20 protein-coding genes and 1 pseudogene are annotated in these 21,661 nt (G+C 51.7%); 10 read left to right on the top strand and 11 right to left on the bottom strand.

Annotation, left to right across the window (positions count from 1 at the left end; genetic code table 11):
• Positions 1 to 160 precede the first annotated feature (160 nt).
• Entirely contained in the window at positions 161 to 2,038 is a 1,878-nt protein-coding gene (locus RAL90_RS07315; protein WP_306253859.1) for a ComEC/Rec2 family competence protein, read from the top strand.
• On the opposite strand, the gene RAL90_RS07320 is transcribed toward RAL90_RS07315, so the two are convergent.
• A protein-coding gene (locus RAL90_RS07320; RefSeq protein WP_306249654.1) for an IS3 family transposase occupies positions 1,951 to 3,050 on the bottom strand; the annotation gives its coding sequence in 2 pieces (ribosomal slippage) (positions 1,951 to 2,789 and positions 2,789 to 3,050; 1,101 coding nt in all). The genes RAL90_RS07315 and RAL90_RS07320 overlap by 88 nt on opposite strands.
• A gap of 28 nt (positions 3,051 to 3,078) precedes the next feature.
• A pseudogene (locus RAL90_RS07325) lies at positions 3,079 to 4,217 on the bottom strand (IS3 family transposase).
• A 131-nt stretch (positions 4,218 to 4,348) separates the two neighbouring features.
• On the opposite strand from RAL90_RS07325, the gene RAL90_RS07330 reads away from it, so the two are divergent.
• Positions 4,349 to 4,666, top strand: a complete 318-nt coding sequence (locus tag RAL90_RS07330) for a hypothetical protein (RefSeq protein WP_306253860.1) — start codon at positions 4,349 to 4,351, stop codon at positions 4,664 to 4,666.
• 19 nt (positions 4,667 to 4,685) lie between these two features.
• Here RAL90_RS07330 and lexA read toward each other — a convergent pair whose 3' ends face one another.
• The 4 genes from lexA to RAL90_RS07350 form a co-directional block, all read right to left on the bottom strand.
• The gene (gene lexA, locus RAL90_RS07335; RefSeq protein ID WP_306253861.1) at positions 4,686 to 5,408 is read right to left on the bottom strand and encodes a transcriptional repressor LexA; all 723 of its coding nucleotides are present in this window, start codon (positions 5,406 to 5,408) and stop codon (positions 4,686 to 4,688) included.
• A gap of 133 nt (positions 5,409 to 5,541) precedes the next feature.
• Positions 5,542 to 6,324, bottom strand: coding sequence for an indole-3-glycerol phosphate synthase TrpC (gene trpC / locus RAL90_RS07340; protein ID WP_306253862.1), 783 nt, complete (start codon positions 6,322 to 6,324; stop codon positions 5,542 to 5,544).
• Positions 6,321 to 7,346, bottom strand: a complete 1,026-nt coding sequence (gene trpD / locus RAL90_RS07345) for an anthranilate phosphoribosyltransferase (protein ID WP_306253863.1) — start codon at positions 7,344 to 7,346, stop codon at positions 6,321 to 6,323. Before trpD ends, trpC begins: the two co-directional genes overlap by 4 nt.
• A complete protein-coding gene (locus RAL90_RS07350; protein ID WP_306253864.1) occupies positions 7,346 to 7,921 on the bottom strand; it encodes an aminodeoxychorismate/anthranilate synthase component II in 576 nt (191 codons plus the stop codon). The genes trpD and RAL90_RS07350 overlap by 1 nt, the downstream gene beginning before the upstream one ends.
• A gap of 47 nt (positions 7,922 to 7,968) precedes the next feature.
• On the opposite strand from RAL90_RS07350, the gene RAL90_RS07355 reads away from it, so the two are divergent.
• On the top strand, positions 7,969 to 8,964 hold the full coding sequence (locus RAL90_RS07355; RefSeq protein WP_306253865.1) for a divergent polysaccharide deacetylase family protein: 996 nt from the start codon (positions 7,969 to 7,971) through the stop codon (positions 8,962 to 8,964).
• Positions 8,965 to 8,982: 18 nt separating this feature from the next.
• Here the strand turns inward: RAL90_RS07355 and trpE are convergent, their stop codons facing one another.
• Positions 8,983 to 10,506 carry an anthranilate synthase component I gene (gene trpE / locus RAL90_RS07360; protein WP_306253866.1) on the bottom strand — a complete coding sequence of 508 codons (1,524 nt, stop codon included), beginning with the start codon at positions 10,504 to 10,506 and terminating at the stop codon, positions 8,983 to 8,985.
• A complete protein-coding gene (locus RAL90_RS07365; RefSeq protein ID WP_306253867.1) occupies positions 10,506 to 12,398 on the bottom strand; it encodes a SurA N-terminal domain-containing protein in 1,893 nt (630 codons plus the stop codon). The genes trpE and RAL90_RS07365 overlap by 1 nt, the downstream gene beginning before the upstream one ends.
• Positions 12,399 to 12,535: 137 nt before the next feature.
• Here RAL90_RS07365 and tpiA point away from each other — a divergent pair, with 137 nt between their 5' ends.
• The 4 genes from tpiA (at position 12,536) to RAL90_RS07385 (ending at position 16,471) form a co-directional block, all read left to right on the top strand.
• Positions 12,536 to 13,246, top strand: a complete 711-nt coding sequence (gene tpiA / locus RAL90_RS07370; RefSeq protein ID WP_306253868.1) for a triose-phosphate isomerase — start codon at positions 12,536 to 12,538, stop codon at positions 13,244 to 13,246.
• A 29-nt stretch (positions 13,247 to 13,275) separates the two neighbouring features.
• Positions 13,276 to 14,217, top strand: coding sequence for an alpha/beta fold hydrolase (locus RAL90_RS07375; RefSeq protein ID WP_306253869.1), 942 nt, complete (start codon positions 13,276 to 13,278; stop codon positions 14,215 to 14,217).
• An 82-nt stretch (positions 14,218 to 14,299) separates the two neighbouring features.
• Positions 14,300 to 14,776: a preprotein translocase subunit SecG gene (gene secG, locus RAL90_RS07380; RefSeq protein WP_306253870.1), complete on the top strand. Its 477-nt coding sequence runs from the start codon at positions 14,300 to 14,302 to the stop codon at positions 14,774 to 14,776.
• 63 nt (positions 14,777 to 14,839) lie between these two features.
• On the top strand, positions 14,840 to 16,471 hold the full coding sequence (locus RAL90_RS07385; RefSeq protein ID WP_306253871.1) for a CTP synthase: 1,632 nt from the start codon (positions 14,840 to 14,842) through the stop codon (positions 16,469 to 16,471).
• A 10-nt stretch (positions 16,472 to 16,481) separates the two neighbouring features.
• On the opposite strand, the gene RAL90_RS07390 is transcribed toward RAL90_RS07385, so the two are convergent.
• Positions 16,482 to 16,955, bottom strand: coding sequence for a hypothetical protein (locus tag RAL90_RS07390; protein ID WP_306253872.1), 474 nt, complete (start codon positions 16,953 to 16,955; stop codon positions 16,482 to 16,484).
• Positions 16,956 to 17,157: 202 nt separating this feature from the next.
• On the opposite strand from RAL90_RS07390, the gene rpmF reads away from it, so the two are divergent.
• From rpmF to eno, 3 genes are all read left to right on the top strand, one after another.
• On the top strand, positions 17,158 to 17,337 hold the full coding sequence (gene rpmF, locus RAL90_RS07395) for a 50S ribosomal protein L32 (protein ID WP_306253873.1): 180 nt from the start codon (positions 17,158 to 17,160) through the stop codon (positions 17,335 to 17,337).
• Positions 17,338 to 17,516: 179 nt separating this feature from the next.
• On the top strand, positions 17,517 to 18,224 hold the full coding sequence (locus RAL90_RS07400; RefSeq protein ID WP_306253874.1) for a hypothetical protein: 708 nt from the start codon (positions 17,517 to 17,519) through the stop codon (positions 18,222 to 18,224).
• Positions 18,225 to 18,349: 125 nt separating this feature from the next.
• Positions 18,350 to 19,630: a phosphopyruvate hydratase gene (eno, locus tag RAL90_RS07405; protein ID WP_306253875.1), complete on the top strand. Its 1,281-nt coding sequence runs from the start codon at positions 18,350 to 18,352 to the stop codon at positions 19,628 to 19,630.
• 1,014 nt (positions 19,631 to 20,644) lie between these two features.
• Here eno and RAL90_RS07410 read toward each other — a convergent pair.
• Positions 20,645 to 21,241, bottom strand: coding sequence for a hypothetical protein (locus RAL90_RS07410; RefSeq protein ID WP_306253876.1), 597 nt, complete (start codon positions 21,239 to 21,241; stop codon positions 20,645 to 20,647).
• A 229-nt stretch (positions 21,242 to 21,470) separates the two neighbouring features.
• Positions 21,471 to 21,650, bottom strand: a complete 180-nt coding sequence (locus tag RAL90_RS07415; RefSeq protein ID WP_306253877.1) for a hypothetical protein — start codon at positions 21,648 to 21,650, stop codon at positions 21,471 to 21,473.
• Positions 21,651 to 21,661 lie beyond the last annotated feature (11 nt).

Consider the following 21,661-nt stretch of genomic DNA (forward strand, 5'->3'; position numbering starts at 1 on the left):
AGGATAGATTTATATGAAGACGCGCGCATAGCATGAACGAGGGAGTGGTGCCACGCCGAAGTCATTTGTAGCGGAACGCCTTTTTGCTGACGAAAGGCTGGTTGCCCGATGTCGCAACTGGATTCAGGCAGAGCGGGGGTCTCTGATCCTGTGGGCGCCGGTGCTGGTTGGTATCGGTATTGCCATATATTTCAGCCTGAAACAGGAGCCACCCTTGTTAGCTGGGCCAGTTGTTTTGACCGCTATCTTGGTACTGCTTTTCCTGCGATCGAAATATTTGCACTGGATCAGGCCTGTCTTGATTGTCTTGATCCTTGTGGCGCTAGGATTCAGTACAGCGACAATTCGCACGGCGAGTCTCGCGACACAGTTTCTGCCTGACGGGCTGGCGCCTTATCTTGTCGAAGGCCGCCTTCTGCTCGTGGAAGACCGGTTGGATTCTGCGAGATATACTGTCGCTGTAACCAAAATAAGTGGTTTGGCTTTCACGGATATGCCGACAAGGGTGCGCCTCAGTTGGCGCGGCCAAAGGCCAGACCTGACTGCTGGTGATATCATTCGTGTGCGCGCCATGTTGTCGTCGCCGCCTGAACCTGTCAGGCCGGGCGGATATGACTATGCACGACAGCTTTATTTTGAAAAAATAGGCGGCGTCGGCTATGCGACATCCCCCCCTGTAACTGTATCCTCTCATGAGGCAAAGCCTGCTCTTGCTTTGTCCATAGAGCGTATCCGCACTTATCTGGCAGCACGAATATCCAACGCCCTGAGCTCAGCAACACCAGAGGCGCGCGCCGTATGTGTGGCGCTGGTGACGGGTAAGCGTGACAGTATTGATGAAGACACTGAGCAAATATTGCGCGACGCAGGTCTCGCTCATTTGCTGGCAATTTCTGGGTTACATCTTGGCCTCGTTGCAGGGTCCTTGTTCGCAGGGACACGTTTCCTGCTGGCCTGTAACGAGCATCTGGCGCTGAAATATCCGATCAAGAAAATAGCAGCTCTGGTCGCCTTGGCCGGGGCCTTTTTATATCTCTTTATTTCAGGCGGCGCATGGTCCACACAGCGCGCATTCATTATGGCGGCAGTTGTTTTCGTAGCTATAATCTTGGACAGGCGCGGCATTTCTCTGCGCAATGTCGCTCTGGCAGCACTTTTTATCCTTATACTGAGGCCTGAAGCACTCTGGCAGGCAGGCTTTCAGATGTCTTTTGCTGCCGTGACCGTGCTGATTTCTGCCTATGAATGGTATCACCGTAAACAGTTCTCTCTCAGCAATAGTGCAATAGGTGGCATCAACGATCGTGGATGGTTCGGTAAGTCAGCATTATACTTTTCAGGTTTGACTGCAACCAGTATTCTGGCTGGTATCGCGACGGCACCATTCGGGATATTTCATTTCAATCGCTATGCTGCATACGGCCTTGCCGGGAACCTGCTGGCAATGCCGGTAATGGCAGTGCTTATCATGCCGGTAGCAATCTTCGCAATTTTGCTGATTCCAACGGGACTGGACTGGATCCTGTGGAGAATTATGGCTTTCGGTGTTCAGACAGTCCTTGGCGTTGCTGCATTTGTTTCGGCTATACCGGGGGCTGTGACAAATGTTGCACAAATCAGCACTTACTCTTTCAGCATGATGATCATTGGGGGGCTGATATTATGCCTGTTTCAGTCGCCGCTCAGAATGGCTGGAGGGGGTATTATTGCAGCTGGCTGCTTCTTGATGATCTGGCCGTGGCGGAGCGATATGCTTATCAGCCGGGATGGCGGCAATATGGCGATAAGGTTACACCATGGCGGCGCGGAAGACCTGGTCCCGCTAAGCATTTCCAGGGAGAAATTTGTAAAGCCCCATTGTTATGGGCCATTTCTTGTTAGAGTCTCAGGCACAGTTGAAGTGCTCCCCGATGTTGGACCACCTGGCCGGAGGATTTTCCGGTTTGATGATCATGGCGGTGATTGGTCCGCCATTCGATTTACCAGTTCGACAGGCGAGATATTGCCAATCGCACTGTGGGGTCGAAACTCATTATAGTCTCTACGCCAGTTCTCCAGTTTTTCCCGCGCATCGTCAAGGTTCATAAACCAGTGCGTGTTCAGACATTCCGCCCGGAACTTGCCGTTGAAACTTTCAATGAAGGCATTATCCGTCGGCTTGCCCGGCCGTGAGAAGTCCAGTGTGACGTTTTTTGTGTATGCCCACAGATCAAGATCTCGAGAGATAAACTCAGGACCGTTGTCCGCCCTAATAGACTTTGGATAGCCGAACACCCGGCAAGCCTGCTCCAGTGTTCTGACGACATCTTCTCCTTTGTAGCTGAACCTTGCATCAATCACTGGAGAGAACCGGGAGAATGTATCCACTACAGTCAATACTCTCAGCTTACGTCCTGTCACCAGTTGATCATGAACGAAGTCCATGGCCCATGTTTCATTGACGGCTGTCGCCTCCTTTCTGTCATCGCGCAGCTTTGCCTTTACCCGGCGTTTGGGCGTCTTGTTCCTCAGCTGCAGCCCCATTTCATGATAGAGTCGATAAACGCGTTTCGCGTTTATCGCCCATCCTTCTCTTTTCAGAAGAACATGGATGCGCCGATAGCCATATCTGACCCGGGTTTCAGCAATCTCTTTGATACGTTTCTTCAGATCGGCCTGACCGTCTCGCCGGGTTTTGTACTGTTGTGTCGATCGCGGCGCCTGCAGGACACGGCAGGCACGCCGTTCACTGACTTTCCAGACAGCAATCAGATCATTCACAAGATCCCGGCGGCGAGCAGGCCTTAGAGCTTTCGCTTGATAACGTCCTGCAGCATGGCTTTGTCGAGAGACAGGTCAGCCACAAGCTTCTTCAGATTGTTGTTCTCTTCTTCCAGCTGTTTTAACCGCTTCATCTCGGATGGCATCAGCCCAGCATACTTTTTCCGCCAGTTATAGAAGGTGGCATCCGAGATGCCTGCCTTTCGGCAAACCTCCTTTACTGGCGTTCCTTCATCTGCCTGCTTCAAAATAAATGCTATCTGTGCGTCGGTGAACTTCGTTCGTTTCATGGAATTCTCCTCGTCCCGTAAAGGGACCCTAAATTAGAAAATTCCAGCCATAAATGGTCCAGTTTTTGGGAAGCACGTCAACAGGTGGACGCATATTGAGTGCCTGATGAGGCCGGATATGATTGTACTGTCTGAGCCACCTGGTGATGACTGTTCTTGCTTGATCTATTGTATGGAACCATTCAGCATTCAGAACTTCTCTGCGTAGTGTCCCATTGAAACGTTCATTATAACCGTTCTCCCAGGGACTGCCGGGATAAATGCGTATCGGCTTGATGCCAACCTTGCTCAGCCATTTCTGGAACGCTTCCGCTTTAAACTCTGGGCCATTATCTGACCGAATATAGTCAGGCTTACCTCTCGCCAAGAACAATGGGTACAGCGCCTCCAGCACCTCTACATTGCCCATCCGAGGCTTCACGGTCACGCAGAGAGCCTCTCTGGTGTATTCATCCAGCACAGTCAGCATCTTGTACTGGGTACCATTGCTGAGCTTGTCATGTACGAAGTCAATCGCCCAGACATGGTTTGGATACTTCGGACGCAGCCTGATAATCGAGCTGTCTTTATGATAGAGGCGTTTGCGTCTCTTGTGACGTTTGGGGAGTTGCAGTCCTTCTTCTCTCCACAGGCGCTCGACCTTCTTGTGATTGACTTTCCAGCCTTCAACCTGCAGCAGCTCAGTGATCTTGCGGTAGCCGTACCGACCATACTGCTTGGCCAACCTGATTAATGCCAGCCGCAGGCTGTCATCATCTTTGGGAACTGCTCGATAGTGATAGGTCGATCTGGCAAGGCCAATCGTTCTGCATGTATGCCGTTCAGACGATCCAAACTTCTTGCGCACATGAATGACGGCCTGACGTAGATTGGCAATCGTCAGACCTTGGGCTTTAAATAATCGAGACTTTCTTTGAGGATGAGTTTGTCTAACTCAAGCTCTGCGACAATCTTCTTCAGCCGGCCGTTCTCTTTCTCCAGCCCTTTCAGTTCCTGAAGCTGTGACTTACCCATGCCGCCATAGCGTTTGCGCCAGTTGTAATATGTCGCATCGCTGATACCTGCTGATCGACACGCCGTCTGCACGTCGCTTCCTGATGCCAGGCTCAGCTCAATCTGGCGCAACAGGTTCAATATGTCCTCGTCTGAAAATCTCTTCCTTGCCATCTCAATACCTCCACATTCTCATAGAATAATACGATTTAAGTGGCACAGTTATAGGGGGCTAAGACAAATTCACAGTGCAGAATTGGCGGCGTGCCAACGGGCAGGGTGAAGATCTGACAGGTGTGCAAACCATGTTTCAGATCTTGCGCAACAATCCTGCGCACGGAGGGTGCGATGGCAAAACCTGTTCAATAACCTTGAGGGACAGGCACACGGTATGGATCAGTACACAATACAATGCAGCCATTCTGGACTGTCAGGGTAAAGACCTGATCGTAATACCAAATGCGATTTTCAGTTATGAACCTGGTGAATGCTCCACAGCCATCATAGACAAAAACTATCTGGCAAATTCCGGGGCCGTGAGCATTACCTTTGGCAAGTCTGGCCCGGTAATTTCATCAAACCGTCACTTCAGGGGTGACAGGCCATGGGCGCAAAACCCATAACCTGTGAAACGTCAGTAGTTTAATATTGCCGAAGGAGGCCAACCAGCCTGCCCTGTACCTTCACGCGATTGGGACCAAATATGCGCGTCTCATAAGCTGGGTTGGCGGCTTCCAGGGCTATTGAAGCACCTTTCTTCCGCAAGCGTTTCAGTGTCGCTTCTTCTTCATCAACCAGTGCAACCACAATGTCGCCAGAGCCAGCATCATCAGACTGCTTGATAAGCACAATGTCACCATCGTGAATACCAGCGTCGATCATTGAATCACCCTGAACTTCAAGCGCGTAATGCTCTCCCGACCCAAGCATGGCTTTGGGGACAGAAAAACGGTCCTGTTCATGCTGAATAGCGCTGATCGGCGTACCCGCTGCGATACGCCCCAGGACAGAAACCTCTACGACATTATCATTATTGCTGACAGGCAGCTCCGTAACATTGTCGCGTTTTTGCCTGTTGCCGCCTGTGCCCTCAATAACTGAAGGCGAAAAGCCTTTTTTACGCTGCTTGATTGATTCTTCAGAAGCCAGGTCATCAGGCAATCTCAGTACCTCTAGAGCACGGGCGCGATGTGGCAGGCGACGGATAAATCCACGCTCCTCGAGCGCTGTAATGAGCCTGTGAATGCCGGACTTGGATTTAAGGTCCAGCGCCTCTTTCATTTCATCAAAAGAGGGAGAAATACCTGTTTCGCGGATCCGCTTGTCGATAAAAACCAGTAATTCGCGTTGTTTCGCAGTCAGCATCTTCAATCCTTTTCCGGGTGGTCAGATAACGAATCTGCACAACCTCCATGAGAACAAATCATGTATGTTCTAGTGATGTTCACTGTGTCGGTCAACATGCACCGGCGTCAGGAAGGAGGGGCCATGCGAATCTTCAGGCAAGCAGCTTGCACGTTGCCTCTTTGACATCGTGCTGTCGCATGAGGCTTTCGCCAATCAGGAAGGTCCGGATACCGGTGCGGGCCATCCTGTCCAGATCATCGCGTGATGAAAGGCCACTTTCACTGACAAGGAGTCTGTCGGACGGGCACAGGGTGGCTAACCGTTCGCTGGTCTGCAAACTGGTTTCAAACGTCCTGAGGTTACGGTTATTCACGCCAATCAGTTCTGACCGGCATTGCAGAGCACGCTCAAGCTCCTGTTTGTCATGTGTTTCTATCAGGACATCCATATCATAATGGAGCGCTGCCTCTTCGAGTTCAGCAAGCTGCTGGTCTGAGAGGCAGGCAACGATTAACAGAATACAGTCAGCCCCCCAGGATCGGGCTTGCGCCATCTGATACGGATCAATCATGAAATCCTTCCGCAGGACGGGCAGTGATACGGCGTCGCGCGCCTGTTGCAGAAATTCAGGCTTGCCCTGAAAGCTCGGCGTGTCTGTGAGAACAGAAAGGCAGGTTGCGCCACCAGCCTGATAGGCGCGGGCAAGGTCAGGGGGATCAAAATCAGCTCTGATAAGAGCCTTGGACGGGCTGGCTTTTTTTATTTCTGCGATCAGCCCGTAGCCGTCGTGTGAAGCGTTGCGCAGCCGCTCAAGAAAGGGACGCACAGGCTCTGCGCTGGCAATCTCCTGCTCTAGGACAGATAGTGGCTTGTCCCTTTTGCTCGCAGCAACTTCCAGTTTCTTATACGCAACGATGTCATCAAGAATGGTCATGCGTTTGTCCGCTCCACAAGCAGTTGCAGCTTTCTGGCGGCCTTGCCGGTATCAATGGCCTCAGCGGCACGTGAGGCACCGTCTTTGAGGTTGACAGCACGACCCGCAACGATGAGGCCGGCGGCAGCATTGAAAAGAACAATATTTCTGTAAGCTGATTTTTCACCTTCCAGCATGGCATGTAACGCGGTTGCGTTATGGCTGATATCGCCACCACGGATTTCATCGGCTGTATTGATATCAAGTCCGGCATCGTTCGGGGTTACGTCAAAATGTCTGATATTGCCGTCAGCAAGCGCTGAGACAAAACTTGGCCCTGTTGTCGTCAGCTCGTCCAGTCCATCAGAGCCGTGCACAACCCAGGCTGAAATCCCGCCCAGTTGTTGCAATACTTCAGCTACAGGCGCTGTCAGACTCCTGTTGAATACGCCGAGCAGCTGGTGTTTTGCGCCTGCCGGGTTGGTGAGCGGCCCGAGCAGATTAAACAATGTACGTACACCCATATCCTGACGTACAGGCGCGACGTGTCGCACAGCGGGGTGATGCCTTTGGGCAAAAAGAAAGGTAATGCCAATTTCATCAAGGCAGTTCTTTACAACGTCCATAGGGGCCATCAGGTTAACACCAAGCTCAGCCAGGACATCAGATGATCCTGACGAGGAACTCACAGCCTTGTTGCCATGTTTGGCAACGGGTACTCCGCACCCGGCCAGCACAAAAGCCACCGCAGTTGAGATATTATACGTATGTGCCCCGTCGCCGCCGGTCCCACAGGTGTCAAGGCAGCCCTCAGGCCCGTTGAAACGGTTTGCTTCCTGCCGCATTGCATAGGCCGCAGCAGCAAGTTCAGCTGGCGTTTCTCCACGCATTTTAAGGGCAGTGAGAAAAGTCGCTATCTGGACCGGCTTCACATTGCCGCTGAGCATTTCCTGCATGGCTTGCGCCATCTGGTCTTGTTGCAGTGTGTCGCCGCTCGCGCTTTTGCGAACAATATCGCTGAAAGTCATGGTTTCATTCATCATTATACTGCCGCATTCAGGAAATTACGCACCAGAGTAACGCCATGCTGCGTTGCGATGCTCTCCGGGTGAAACTGTAACCCAAAAACAGGTTTTCCCTTCACTTTGAGCGCCATAATTTCATTGTCATCTTCCGACTCAGCGGTGACTTCAATATCTTCCGGCAGGCTCTGCCTGTTTACAGCGAGAGAGTGATAGCGGGTTGCCTCAAAAGGAGAGCGGATTTCCTCAAATATCCCGGTTTCCGTGTGGCGCATCCTGCTTGTTTTGCCGTGCATGAGATTTGGTGCTCTCACAATCTCACCGCCACATGCCTGCGCGATCGACTGATGTCCAAGGCAAACCCCCAGTAAGGGGAAGGATTTATCTATAGCCGTTCTGGCAACTTCCAGGCAGATGCCTGCCTTGTCAGGTGTGCAGGGGCCTGGTGACAAGACAATGGCCTGCGCCCCAGATGAAAAAACATCATCAGGGCTAATCGAGTCGTTCCGGTATACAACAATATCGGGCTCTATCTCGCCAATCAGATGCACGAGATTGTAGGTAAAACTGTCGTAATTATCGATGACAAGAATCATGAAAAACTCCAAGAGAGTTTCATAACGATGATCCGGCGGCACGCAAGATGCGCGATATTTTTCGATACTACAGAAAACGCGTGCGTGAAGGCGGGAAACTTTACAAACGAACAGTTTACGGCGTAGCCGTATGCCTTGGCACCATCGCAGGAGCCGTACTGGCGCATTCTTCCGGTTTTGGCGGACAGATACAGGCAACGCCGGGTGAGCAGGCATATATCCTACCGACACCAATTTCGAGCACTGGCAAGACGTCCCCGATAAATGAGGCTATAGGACCTGTAGCATCCGACAGCCTTCGTCCATTACCAGCAATGCGCGATTTCGGAGGGAGACCAAAAATCGTCATCATTTTTGACGATATTGGCCTTGATGCATCTGCATATACGCAGTTGAGCATGTTACCCGGACCACTGACTTTTTCGATACTACCTTACGCGCAGGATGCTGAGGCACTTGCAGGGGATGCAAAGCGCAAAGGGCACGATGTCTTCCTGCACCTGCCAATGCAGCCTGCCTCAAACGTGACAAATGCTGGACCGGGTGCCTTGCTGGTCGAAGATTCTCCCAGAGTGATCAGACAGAAGATCGCCAGAAACCTGGACAGCTTTTCGGGATATGCCGGGGTTAATAACCACATGGGCAGCCTGTTTACACAGGACAGGCAAAAGATGCGTATTGTCCTGTCCGAGATTGATTTGCGTGGGTATTATTTTGTTGATTCCGTCACCAGCGGGCGGACCGTTGCAGCGACTGTGGCGGCAGAACTCGGTCTCACCATCCTGTCACGCGATGTCTTTCTTGACTCGGACTATACCAATCTCAGCGCCCGTATTGTCCGGGAACGGTTGGGTGAACTGGAGGCTATCGCACAGAACAGGGGATATGCCATTGCGATTGCCCATCCCTATGACACCACAATAGAGACAATACGCCCATGGCTGGTGTCGCTTGAAATGCGCGGGTTTGAACTGGTAACCGTCGCCGACCTACTGGAGGATAAAATGCCGCCAGAAACCCTTTCAGCAACGGCGCTGAGATAAGCAGAGCGGCGAGCCTGTTTAGTGACCCGTGGCTGTGAGGGCCGCTTTCATCAAGGCACCCGCTTTGTTTCTGCACTCTTCATTTTCTGCTGCGGGATCTGAATCAGCGACAATGCCTGCGCCGGCCTGAACATGCATCGTGCCGTCTTTTATGACGGCCGTGCGCAAGGCAATGCAGGTATCCAGATTGCCTTCGGCTGAAAAGTAACCAATGCAACCGGCGTAAGGACCACGACGATCTTTCTCCAATTCAGCAATAATTTCCATGGCACGTATCTTCGGCGCACCTGAAACCGTGCCGGCAGGAAATCCTGCCATCAGGGCGTCAACTTCATGCATGTCTGCTGCAAGTTCTCCAGTCACATGGGAGACAATATGCATCACGTGACTATATCGCTCGATGCCGAACTTCTCCGTCACTTCAACACTGCCAAGTTTTGCAGCGCGTCCAACATCGTTTCGCCCCAGATCAAGCAGCATGAGATGCTCGGCAAGCTCTTTTGGATCAGCGAGTAATTCTGTTTCGTAACGCTGATCTTCCTCTGGCTGATCACCTCTGGAGTGCGTGCCCGCAATGGGCCTTATATGTACTTTGTTATCGCGTACGCGCACGAGAATTTCAGGGCTTGAGCCGACCAGCGTACAGTTATCGAAATTGAGATAAAACAGGAAGGGTGAGGGATTGTGACGCCTTAACGCCCGATACAATGTGAACGGATCAGCCTCAAAAGAGGCAGAATAGCGCTGGCTCAATACAACCTGAAAAATATCCCCTGCGCGGATGTAACTCTTGCTCCGCTCAACCATCTCGTAGAATTCGGCTTCCGTGAGATTGGAGGTGAAAACCGGTTTCACCCCTGCCGGACTCGGGTTGCTCACGGGCAATGAGCCGTTTGTCAGCGCAGCGACGGTAGTCTCCAGCCTGTCACAGGCATCCGCATACGCATCATCAGATTTCTGGCCAGCTGACGGGCGCACTGGTGTGATCAGTGTAACTTCACGCAGTACTACATCAAAAACGGCAATTATCGTGGGGCGGATGAAAAGGGCATCATCAAGATCGAGATTGTTGTCTGCATTGTCTGGTAACTTTTCCAGTTGATTGACAACATCATAGCCAAAATAGCCAAACACACCTGCAAACATCGGGGGGAGTTGGTGCGCGATCTCCGGAGGCAGATCAATTTGCGATTCCGCCAGTAATGCTTTCAGGCTTGACAGGAACGGGCGATCCTCCTGCTCGGATACGGCCTGATTATCGGCATCATATCGCACACGTTTGACGGCGCCGTCACGAAACTGCCAGACAAGGTCCGGCTGCAGGCCAATGATAGAGTAACGCCCTAAAGCTTCACCGCCCTCTACAGATTCAAGCAGAAAGGCATTCTTCCGGTTGCCGGCAATTTTGAGATAGGCAGAAACGGGTGTGTCGGTGTCATTGACGAGTTTGCGCCATACCACTTGTGGTTTGCCGCTATCAAAAGTCTCCGCAAAAACGTCTTGCGCAGGCAGGGGCGTTTTGAAACCGTCCTGTCCAGTCATTACTCCTGACCTGAATTAAAGACCTGTGCTATTCTGGTATCATTCTGTTTGATGCCGATATCATCCTGCAACGCCCGGACATAAGCCTCAGATAGTTCCTGCGTGAGAACCTGACCTGCGTTAGCCTGATAAATCTGTGACAGGAATTCCGCCTGGGCCAGTGGAGGGAAACTGGCATCGACGACATTGGCAACATACGCTGATTGTCCATCAGCGCTATCACCGGTAACAGCTTCGCTCAAGTCGGCCCTGAAAAGTTCATCTATAAAGGATGGCGGAAAAATCGCTGCGGCATCCTGCAATCCAACGGTTAGCGTATTGATCTCAAGACCTTCTGCATCGGCGATTGTCGTCAGTGTTTCGCCAGCGCCAAGACGCGCCACGATATCACTCTGTTTACTGTCGATCAATGCAGCCTGTTTTTCAGCGCGCCAGCCTCGTCGCACATCTTCCTGAACGGTTTCAAATGATTGCAGGGCAGGGGGGACGACTTCCTGAAGGGTGACGGCGAAATATCCGTTATCATCATCCAGTGGCAGGATTTCGGACTCTTCCCCTTCACGAAGGGCAAAAGCCTCCGCCAGCGCTTCGACAGGCAGATCGTTCAAAATAGCTCCTTCCGACGTCAGGAGATTACGGTCTACAGGACCGAAAGTCTGTACAGACGCATCTGGAACCTCAGCCATGGCATCTGCCAGCACGGCGCCTTCATCTCTTGCTGTTTCAATAATCTCTATTGCATCAAGCAAGGAGCGCGTTGTTTCTTCCCCCAGCAGTTCAGAAACAAGGACCTCACGCTGCTCTTCAAATGTACTTTCCTGTCCTTCTGTGATCGAGATGACCCTGGCCACAATATGATTGCCGAACAAATCCGAGATCGGGCCAATAATATCATTCTGCTCGGCCTCAAATACAGCCGACGCGACGGCCGCATCAGCGAGGTCACCCTCAGTAACGTCAGTGTAAGTTACAGAGTCGAGTGTGAAAGATTGCTCCTGCGCGAGTTCACTGACATCAGCACCCGTTTGGAGACGAGCAATCGCGGCAAGCGCTTCGCTTTCGCTAGCATAAGGAATCTGGACGATGGTGCGTGTCTCCGGCACATCAAGCCGCGCCTTTCGCAACTCAAAGAGTTTACGAATATCTTCTTCGGATACCGTCAGGTCACCCTGAAAGTTTTCCCTTGTCAGTAATACCAGTTCAAAAACCCGATATTCAGGCTCCGTATATTTGACAGTGTTGGCCTGATAATAGGCTCTCAGCTCTTCCTCGGAAGGGTCAGCAGAGAAGGGTGTGTTTTCAGGGTTCAGTGTCAGGTATTCTAATGAACGGGACTCAGCAATACGCAGAAGACTGGCTTCAACAAATCCTGCAGGCGCCTGCATTGGTGACGCAATCGAATCAAAAAGCTGCCCACGGATCAAGTCAGTACGTACATCTTCCCTGAACTCGGTGATAGAGACATTATTCCGCTGCAACAGATTTTGCAGCACGACCTGGTCGAACTGTCCTGTTGCCGGATTTCTCAACCCTTCGAGGGACTGAAGAAATTCAGCCACCATTTCGTTACTTGATGTCAGTTTGAGGTTACGGGCTTCTTCGTTCACGGCAGCGCGCGCCTTCATGGTGTCCAGCACTTCAGTCACCAGACCAGCATTGATCGCTTCTTCTCTTGTCAGCGGTTGTCCTGACTGTCTGCGGATATCCAACTGGCGGTCAAATTCCCGCTGGATGTCAACGGTACTGAAATTGGTATCACCAACTTCCAAGGCAGGGCTTTGCGCAAAATTACGCAGGTCCGGAATCCCGAAGAGACCGAAAGCCAGAACCAGCAGGGCAATGATAAACCATGCCACTACACCTTTAAGAGCGCCGCGAAACTGCGTCAGCATGAGAAACTCCAGATTGTCTATAACTCGGCTTTGAGCGATACGGCATCGTGGCTGATCTTGGCAAGGGACTTGTGTTTCCTTGGCGCTTTCAGCAGAACGCTTTCACGAAAAAAAAATAAAAGAAACGGGAGACCAATATGCGCCACCTGATAGCCGGAAACTGGAAAATGAACGGCCTCAAGTCTTCTCTTGGCGAAGTGACCAGGCTGAAAGAGCTTCTGGCGGCCAACACAGCCAACGCTGACGTCCTGATCTGTCCTCCCTTCACGTTAATCAGCGACCTTGCCAAAGAGGCAAACGGCACTACCATCATGTGCGGCGCGCAGGATTGTCATACCGCTGTGTCAGGCGCGCATACAGGGGATGTAAGTGCTGAAATGCTCAAGGAGGCGGGGGCAATGTTTATCATCGTTGGCCATTCTGAACGCCGTGCAGATCATGGCGAAACCACCGCACTGGTAAAGCAGAAGGCAGAGGCTGCACAAGACGCAGCCCTGACACCCATCATTTGTGTCGGTGAAACCAGAGAAGAACGGGAACTGGGTAATGCTGCCGCGGTTGTGTCTGCCCAGCTTTCAGGCTCACTCCCGGAAGACACAAATTATGTCGTTGCCTATGAGCCAGTATGGGCGATCGGTACGGGGCTGGTGCCAAGCCTTGATGACATCCGTGAAATCCATGCGCTTGTCCGGGAAAAAACGACGCCTGACACGCGGCTTCTATACGGGGGCTCTGTCAAACCCGCCAATGCAGCAGAAATTCTGGCCATCGAGAATGTGAACGGCGCGTTGGTTGGCGGCGCAAGCCTGAAAGCAGATGATTTCTACGGGATCATTCAGGCCGTTTGATGCAGAATACACGCAGGCCTTAAGCTCATATGATCATTGCGCTTTTTCTGATCCTGATCTTCGCAGGACTGCTCATACATGGCTTTGCTTATGTCAATGATGTACAGCGCCGTTATCACCCAACCGGCAAGTTCCTGACCGTTGACGGGATAAGATTGCATTATCTCGACCTGAATTCCGAGGCTGAGGGAGATCCCTTGCTGCTTATTCATGGGGCCAGTTCAAGTCTCATGGATATGAAGCTTGCTCTGGGAGACCTGGCACAAACGCACCGCTTGATACTTGTCGATCGTCCGGGATGCGGCTTTTCTGATTACAGCCAGGAGGTGAGCGATCTGGCGTTTCAGGCACAGTTGCTCGATGGTCTGCTTCAACAGCTTGGCATAGAGAAAGCTGTTGTCATTGCCCAAAGTCTTGGAACGGCGATCGCGCTTTCCATGGCGTTCAATCATCGCTCACGGCTCTCGGGTCTCTTGTTGCTGGCCCCGGTCAGCCACAGATGGCCCGGCGGTGTAGATTGGTATAACCATTGCGCCGTGATGCCAATTCTGGGTCATTTTTTCCGATATGCGGTCATGCCTTTTTACAGCCGCTTGAATGCCAGCAAGGTTACCAGAGATGCTTTCTGGCCAAACACAATGCCTGAAAATTACACCGAAAAAGCGCAAATTCCGCTGGTTTTTCGACCTCGGACATTCAAAGCAAATGCGGAAACACTCATCAGGCTTTATCCGCAGATTGCCCGTATGGAGGCGCAATATGAAACCCTGTCGCTTCCTTTAAGGATGCTCGCCGGGACGCATGATGCGGTTGTTCTGTCCACCATTCACGGGATGTCGTTGAGGAACAAGGTTCCTGGCGCGACCCTCAGATATGTCTCTGGTGTTGGACATCCCCTGCATCATTTCTGCCGGAAAGAAATTCGCGAGGAGCTGGCCGAACTTGAAAAAGCAATCTCTGCCGATGCATAGCGAACAGAGGCTTGGCAAGCAGGTTGTGTTTGACTATATGCAGTCCTCTTGGGGCCGACAGAGCCGCTAATAGAGATTTTCAATGTTTACGATTTTCCTTGTTTTACAGGTATTTATAGTCATCGCGCTGATCGCGCTTGTCCTGCTGCAAAAATCCGATGGTGGCGCACTTGGTATCGGCGGTGGCAGCGGCGGCGGATTGATGAGTGGTCGCGGAGCAGCCAACACGCTGACGCGCGCGACCTCCATTCTGGGCGCCATTTTCATGCTCAATTCTCTGGGCCTTGGCATTTATGCGCCAAAAGGTGTGGACCAGGCCGAGATTGCGCGTGAACTGACCGGTGACGACAATTCGCTTCTCGCACCTGACGATGGCAACATCACTGCGGGTGACCTTCTGGAAGGTTTCGGCGTTGAAACTGATGCGACCAATGAAGCCGTCTCTGATGATCTGCTCAGTCTGCCTGTGACACCTGATGCGACAGACAGTGAGGGGGCTGATAGATCATCGCCTGCACCTGAGGGTGAATCCGACGACGACAGTTCTGATCCACAATAATTTTTTGCCTGAACCAAGAAACCACCTTCCTTGCTGGCAGAATCCGGCCTAAGACGGACTTTCATGGCGCGATATATTTTCATTACTGGCGGCGTGGTTTCTTCTCTTGGAAAAGGCGTCGCTGCTGCAGCTCTTGGAGCCCTGTTACAGGCTCGAGGCTATAAAGTACGTTTACGGAAGCTCGACCCTTATCTGAATGTGGACCCGGGGACCATGAGCCCTTATCAGCACGGCGAAGTGTTCGTGACAGATGATGGCGCTGAGACTGATCTGGACCTTGGCCATTATGAACGCTTTACAGGTGTTTCTGCCTGCAAAACGGACAACATCACAACCGGTCAGCTCTACTCACAGATTATCGAGCGGGAGCGACGCGGCGACTATCTCGGCGCAACCGTTCAGGTCATCCCGCATGTAACCGATGCGATAAAGGAATTTGTCCTGCACGATCATGGCGGCGCGGATTTCGTGCTGTGTGAAATAGGCGGCACAGTAGGGGATATTGAAGGCCTTCCGTTCTTTGAGGCCATTCGCCAACTCAAGAATGAGCTGCCCCCCGGCGATGCATTATTCGTGCACCTCACGCTGATGCCATATATTCCGTCAGCCGGAGAGATGAAAACAAAGCCGACACAGCACTCGGTAAAGGAATTGCGCTCCATCGGTATTCAGCCGGATATACTGCTGGTGCGTGCTGACCGTCCAGTGCCGGAAAGTGAAAAGCGCAAGATTGCCCTGTTCTGTAATGTTCGTCAGACATCCGTTATTCAGGCGATGGATTGCCGCACTATCTATGAAGTACCGCTGGCCTATCATGGGGAAGGGTTCGATCGTGAAGTGCTGGAATTGTTCGGCATCAACGATGCGCCGCCGCCTGACCTGACAAGCTGGCAGGAAATCGTGCGGCGCATAACCTCGCCGGATGGCGAAGTCGCTATTGCGATTGTCGGCAAATATACTGTTCTGAAAGATGCCTATAAATCGCTGATCGAAGCGCTTATCCATGGTGGCATCGCGAACAATGTGCGTGTACGCCTTGACTGGATTGACTCGGCCGTATTCGAAAAAGAGGAAAACGCGCTGGCCCGGCTGGAAAATGTCCATGGCATTCTTGTGCCCGGTGGATTTGGCGAGCGCGGCACTGAGGGAAAGATCAGGGCGGCGCAATTCGCACGTGAACACGACATTCCATATTTTGGTATCTGCTATGGGATGCAGATGGCCATTATTGAGGCGGCACGAAACCTGTTAGGCATTGATAATGCCCGCTCTAGTGAGTTTGAACAAGGTGGCCGCCCTGTCGTTGGTCTGATGACAGAATGGCAGAAGGACGGTATGCGCGAGACCCGCCATCAGGAGAGCGATCTTGGTGGTACGATGCGTCTCGGGGCTTATCCGGCAAAGCTGGAGGAGGGGAGCCTCGTCCACGAAATTTACGGAGAATCGCAGATCAGCGAACGCCATCGCCATCGGTATGAAGTCGATATGTCGCTGGCAGAGGAACTGGCGTCGCAGGGCATCAATTTCTCGGGCGTGTCTCCGGACAGCAAGCTGCCGGAGATCATGGAGAACAAAAATCATCCCTGGTTTGTCGGTGTTCAGTATCACCCGGAACTCAAATCGCGCCCGTTCGACCCGCACCCGCTTTTTGCATCATTCATCAATGCTGCTTTGGTGCGGAGCAGGCTGGTTTGACGACGGCTGCCTAAACGGCGCTGTCTCTTGATGTTCGGTCAACATGCAGCGCGGGTTTCAGATCCAGCTGATCGATTGCGTAAAGCCGGAAAGGGGCCTTCTGCTCTGCTGTCAGCAGATTGTATGCGCCACCACTGGAAAGGCGTGCACGTGCCTTTTCAGCCTGACTCTTTGCCTGCCACTCCGCACGTCTTGACGCCCTTATCTGATCTCGGGTTGGTGCTTCACCATCTCGATATTTGCGCCCCTGATTCGTGACGATGCGGTTTTGCTGCACATCAGACAGCTCATTCTGAAAAAAATCTTCTGCCAGCAGGTCGACCATTTTTCTCTGCTCGGGGGCCAGCCGTGACCAGATTGTACCGACCTGCGAGAAGGGGCTAACAGACTGTTCTGGTGACTGGGCAATGGCCTGCCCTGAGAAGGAAACACACAGACTGAAACCTATCGCGCATCCTGCGGCGAACGCTTTACTTAACGACATACACAACTCCGTTACACCGACAGATGTAACAGCCACGGGTTGAAGCCCGTTGAAGCGAAATGTTGCAATTATAAAGGTTGCGATTAACCAAGCAGGATTGCCCGCTAACCATTTTATTTCCTTGCCAAGCAGACACTGAATGGGTATGTGCTGCCGTTCAAATCAGGTTGTATGATTATCAACAGAATTCGACGAGGCACTCATGGCTGTCCCTAAGAGTAAGATCACCCGCTCCAAGCGTGGTATGCGACGTTCGCACGATAAACTGTCCCCAGCAGCGTATATTGAGGACAAAAAATCAGGCAATCTTCGCCGCAATCATCACATAGACCTCAAGTCTGGTGAGTATAACGGTCGGCAGGTTACAGAGCCGCGCGACTAGTCTGTCAGGCTGACACTTCATTGTGTGAATAATGTTCAGGTCGAAACCGATAGAGGGTTTCGGCCTTGCCTTGTTTTGGCCATTTCCTGCTGGCACCTTCCCCAATAATCTTCGTTGTTAACGGTTTTCTGCCGGTTAAAGTTAACCGAGCCGGGTGGCGTCAGAAAAAAGGATGAATAATGGCTGACAAGATTCTTCTTCAAAACAGTACATTTGTGAAATCAGGCCTGAAAGTGCTTCTGCTGGCGGGACTGGCTCTAGGGATTTCTGCCTGCGTGACCACTGAAGACCGATATTCCAGACTTTACGACGCCTGTGACGCGCGGGCGAATGTCTGCTTCAGCCAGTGCAGTGGTTATTCCCTGTCTCAAGGACGAGACCAGTGCCAGCGTGATTGCGCTGTAGAAGCCGACAGATGCTTCGCCGATATCAGCGCACTGGCGGCCAGTGAGTCTGCTTATTATGCGAGCCGCAGCAGCTTTTATGGCCGCTATGGCGCATGGTATCCCGGCAGAGGCTATCAGTACGGACCGCATGGATATCCCTATGGTTATGGCCGATACGGATATGGCGGCTACTCGCGTGGGGGATATTCCAACAATGATAATGGCCGCCCTTCGGATAATTCCAGCGAGTATCCGCTGACGGAGACGCGCCGGAGCGACGGCAAGCCCAATGTACAGCGTCAGAAGCCATTGCCTGGCTCTGGTGGCACAAGGCCTTCTGCAGCACCATCACGCCCGACCGGGAAGCCCAACACGGGTAAACCGGCCCTGCCACCGAAAACGCCCAAACCTGCGCCGCCGGTTAAGCCCTCAACGCCAAAACCGGCCACGCCCAAGCCATCAGGCCAGCGTAAACCGATCAAGGAAATTGAGCGCGACTAAATCGACGATGCCGGCATATTTCAGTTGTTGCAACGCCGCCCACAGGGGCGGCGTTTTGCATCTTGCGAACAGCTTCGGCTAGGGCCTAGAAGGGCGTCAGATTTCTTGTTTTCATGGAGCGCGATATGACGGCGATTATAGATGTGGCAGGCCGCGAGATTCTCGACAGCCGCGGCAATCCGACAGTTGAAGTGGACGTCCTTCTTGAAGATGGCTCGCGCGGCAGAGCTGGTGTCCCGTCAGGTGCATCAACGGGCGCACACGAGGCACATGAGCTGCGTGACGGCGACAATCATCGGTATGGCGGGAAGGGTGTTCTCGCGGCGGTTGATGCCGTCAATGGCGAGATTATGGAAGCACTTGTTGGCCTGGACGCAGAAGAACAGGTGCTGATTGATGAGACGATCATCGACCTCGACGGTACAGCCAACAAGTCACGCCTGGGCGCCAATGCGCTGTTGGGCGTGTCGCTCGCTGTGGCAAAAGCCGCTGCTGACGCTATGGCCCTGCCGCTTTATCGCTATGTGGGCGGCACGTCTGCACGCGTCTTGCCAGCGCCAATGATGAATATCATCAATGGTGGTGCCCATGCGGATAATCCCATCGACATTCAGGAATTCATGATCATGCCGCTGGGTGTCGGCAGTTTTTCTGACGCTTTGCGCGCAGGTGCAGAGATATTTCATACACTGAAAAAAGAACTGTCAGCTGCCGGACACAACACAAATGTGGGAGATGAAGGTGGGTTCGCACCAGGCATCGGGTCTACAGATGAAGCGCTGGCATTTATCATGAAAGCGATTGATAAAGCTGGCTATAGTGCGGGTGATGACATTTTCATCGCTCTGGATGCAGCGGCTACTGAGTTTTATCAAGACGGCAAGTATAATCTTGCTGGCGAGAACAAAATGCTCGGGTCGGATGAGATGGCTGCCTATCTCGCTGACCTTGTGAACCGGTATCCCGTCGTGTCGATTGAAGATGGCATGGCAGAAGATGATTGGGATGGCTGGCACAGCCTGACGGAATTGATCGGCGGCAAATGCCAGATCGTCGGTGATGATCTTTTCGTCACCAATGAAGAACGGCTTCTTGAAGGCATCAGCAAAGGCTGTGGCAACTCGATCCTCGTCAAGGTCAACCAGATTGGCACACTGACGGAAACCCTGAACGCCGTCGATACAGCCCACCGTGCTGGCTATACATCCGTGATGTCTCATCGCTCAGGCGAAACCGAAGACACGACGATTGCCGATCTTGCAGTTGCAACGAACTGCGGGCAGATCAAGACAGGTTCACTCGCACGCTCAGACCGGCTGGCGAAATACAACCAGCTGCTGCGCATCGAGGAAGAACTTGATTCTACGGGTATTTACGCCGGCAAGAGCATGTTACGTCTTGGGTAATGCCAGGACGGTAACAGGTTTAGCCGGTCAATAATTTGCGACAATATAAATTGTGCGCCTCTTTGGTGCTGGCAATTCGCCGCGCACGAAAGCCTCGATGCCATTGAATGTTGTTCTAAGCTAAACCCCGTTTGAAAAATTTTCGTAAAAATACAACGGGTGCAAACCATGCGAAGAACATTGAAGCTATTCCAATTAAGTGCAGAAAATAATGGATCCAAAATACCAGAACAGACTGCATGCTTGAGACTTCACTGAACGAACCATAATAGCCACTAAAAGGACTTAACATGCTGAAAAATGTTTCTCCGTCGGAAAAGGCGACCAAAACCTATCTAAAAAGTACAAATTCCAATTTGCAAATTCTGTTTTGTACAACCAAGTATTTTCCACCACGAGAAAAAAGAAACCATGGGCTACCACCCAAAACAGAAAACAAAAGTAGAAAATTATTTTCACGAGTACCGCTATATTTTCCATTTCTTTAAAAGGGAATATAGCAAATTTCCGAAAACAGCTCAAGTGAATTGCCCTATTCAGAACGGCCCTCCGCTCCGGGCCGAGGGGCACTCTTTCACCGCTGCGCCTAGGTCGAGGGCGAGACTCGTATGAGCGGTCATCCCTCGCCCATTAACGGCCCAGCTTAGTCCGGAAAGACCATCAAAATCCAGCCCCGATGAGACTGTTCTATCTTGCTGAGCGCCAAGAAAGATCCTACTATATACGAACCATAAACCAGTCCCCTGTCGCATTTCTAAATAGCTGAGACTTTCGCAAATCTACTTTGCCTTAACATTTTGATTTAATTAATTTATAAATAGCACTTGCTATCCGAGAAGATTAGCCATGCCTGTTGCCTGAATACCTGTGTGAGGACCCGGTTGTTTTCAGTTTTTCCGAGTTCCCATTCAGGCTTCAGGCTCTATACGAAGCATTCCTGATCTTGAAAGATTATGCTTCGCTTATCCGCCATATTGGCTTGTGTTTTCGTTGAGCACACAAATATCCCCTCACTTAGGGGTATTGGAAACGAATCTCGCAAGAGTCGAATGGATCCGTACTAATCCGAAAATCTTCATAGGCTTGCAGAGTCAGTCCCAATTGCGACAGTGCGCCGGAATTTATTTCACGCTGCATAGAAGTGTATGTCTCAAGACTAACTTGCGAGAGGTCACTGTATTTCTGTGCTGAAAGCAACTTCGCTTCCGAAGGATCATTCCGAAGTATTGCATCGTAACACTCCCGAGGCCTTAGAACCATGTACGTTACGTTGTTCGTACCACTGGGCTGCACCAACCCAAGCATGTAATATGGATTTCCGCTTTTATGGTAAATCGCAAACCCTGATGGCAAATTGTTTTCACCGTCCGGATCTTTGGCAGCACTACTCTCTGGCAAATGAAAGTAAATACCTGCTCTGTTAATACTCCCATCAAATATTTGTTCTGTGCAGACATATTCATTTATGCGGGTAGTTTCCTTGCAAGTCTGCCAATGACCACTACCGCCCCAGTTCCCGCCTGTAAATACCGAGTCCGGATCTACAGCAGCAGGCCTTTCCGGCGCACACGCTGATAATAACAAGACAAGGCTCACAACTTTCATTCTCATTTTTTTGTCCTACGGTCTGTATGAACATCCCCAAACACGGGACCTGAAAAAACCCTTCTGCCGTTCCCTGAAGTTTTGCACATTTGGAGCCACGTGAAAATCCAATTGCCTCCTTGGAACACCAGCCTCAAGAGCCAAAGCATTCGCCACATCACCACAATTATGGTTAGTGAGTCCATACTCCACACCGTCCCTAGGCCAGTGCAACTGGACTTAATTCCAGCCTTATTTAGCGCCGTGTGCGTAATAGCAGGAGTGAGATTGCGATGCCGCCAAATGCGATAAGGGGATTGGGCACAAGGCTCACCGAGAATGGCGATATGCCGAGGGCTTCAAGCACACCTATGATGGCTGCCAGAGAACAGAATATCAGTACAAAATAGAGAAAATAGCGCAGCAGACTATCCATTCAAACCTCCT

Source organism: Parvularcula sp. IMCC14364, from assembly GCF_030758415.1.
In the GTDB taxonomy this organism is placed as follows: Bacteria; Pseudomonadota; Alphaproteobacteria; order Caulobacterales; family Parvularculaceae; genus Aquisalinus.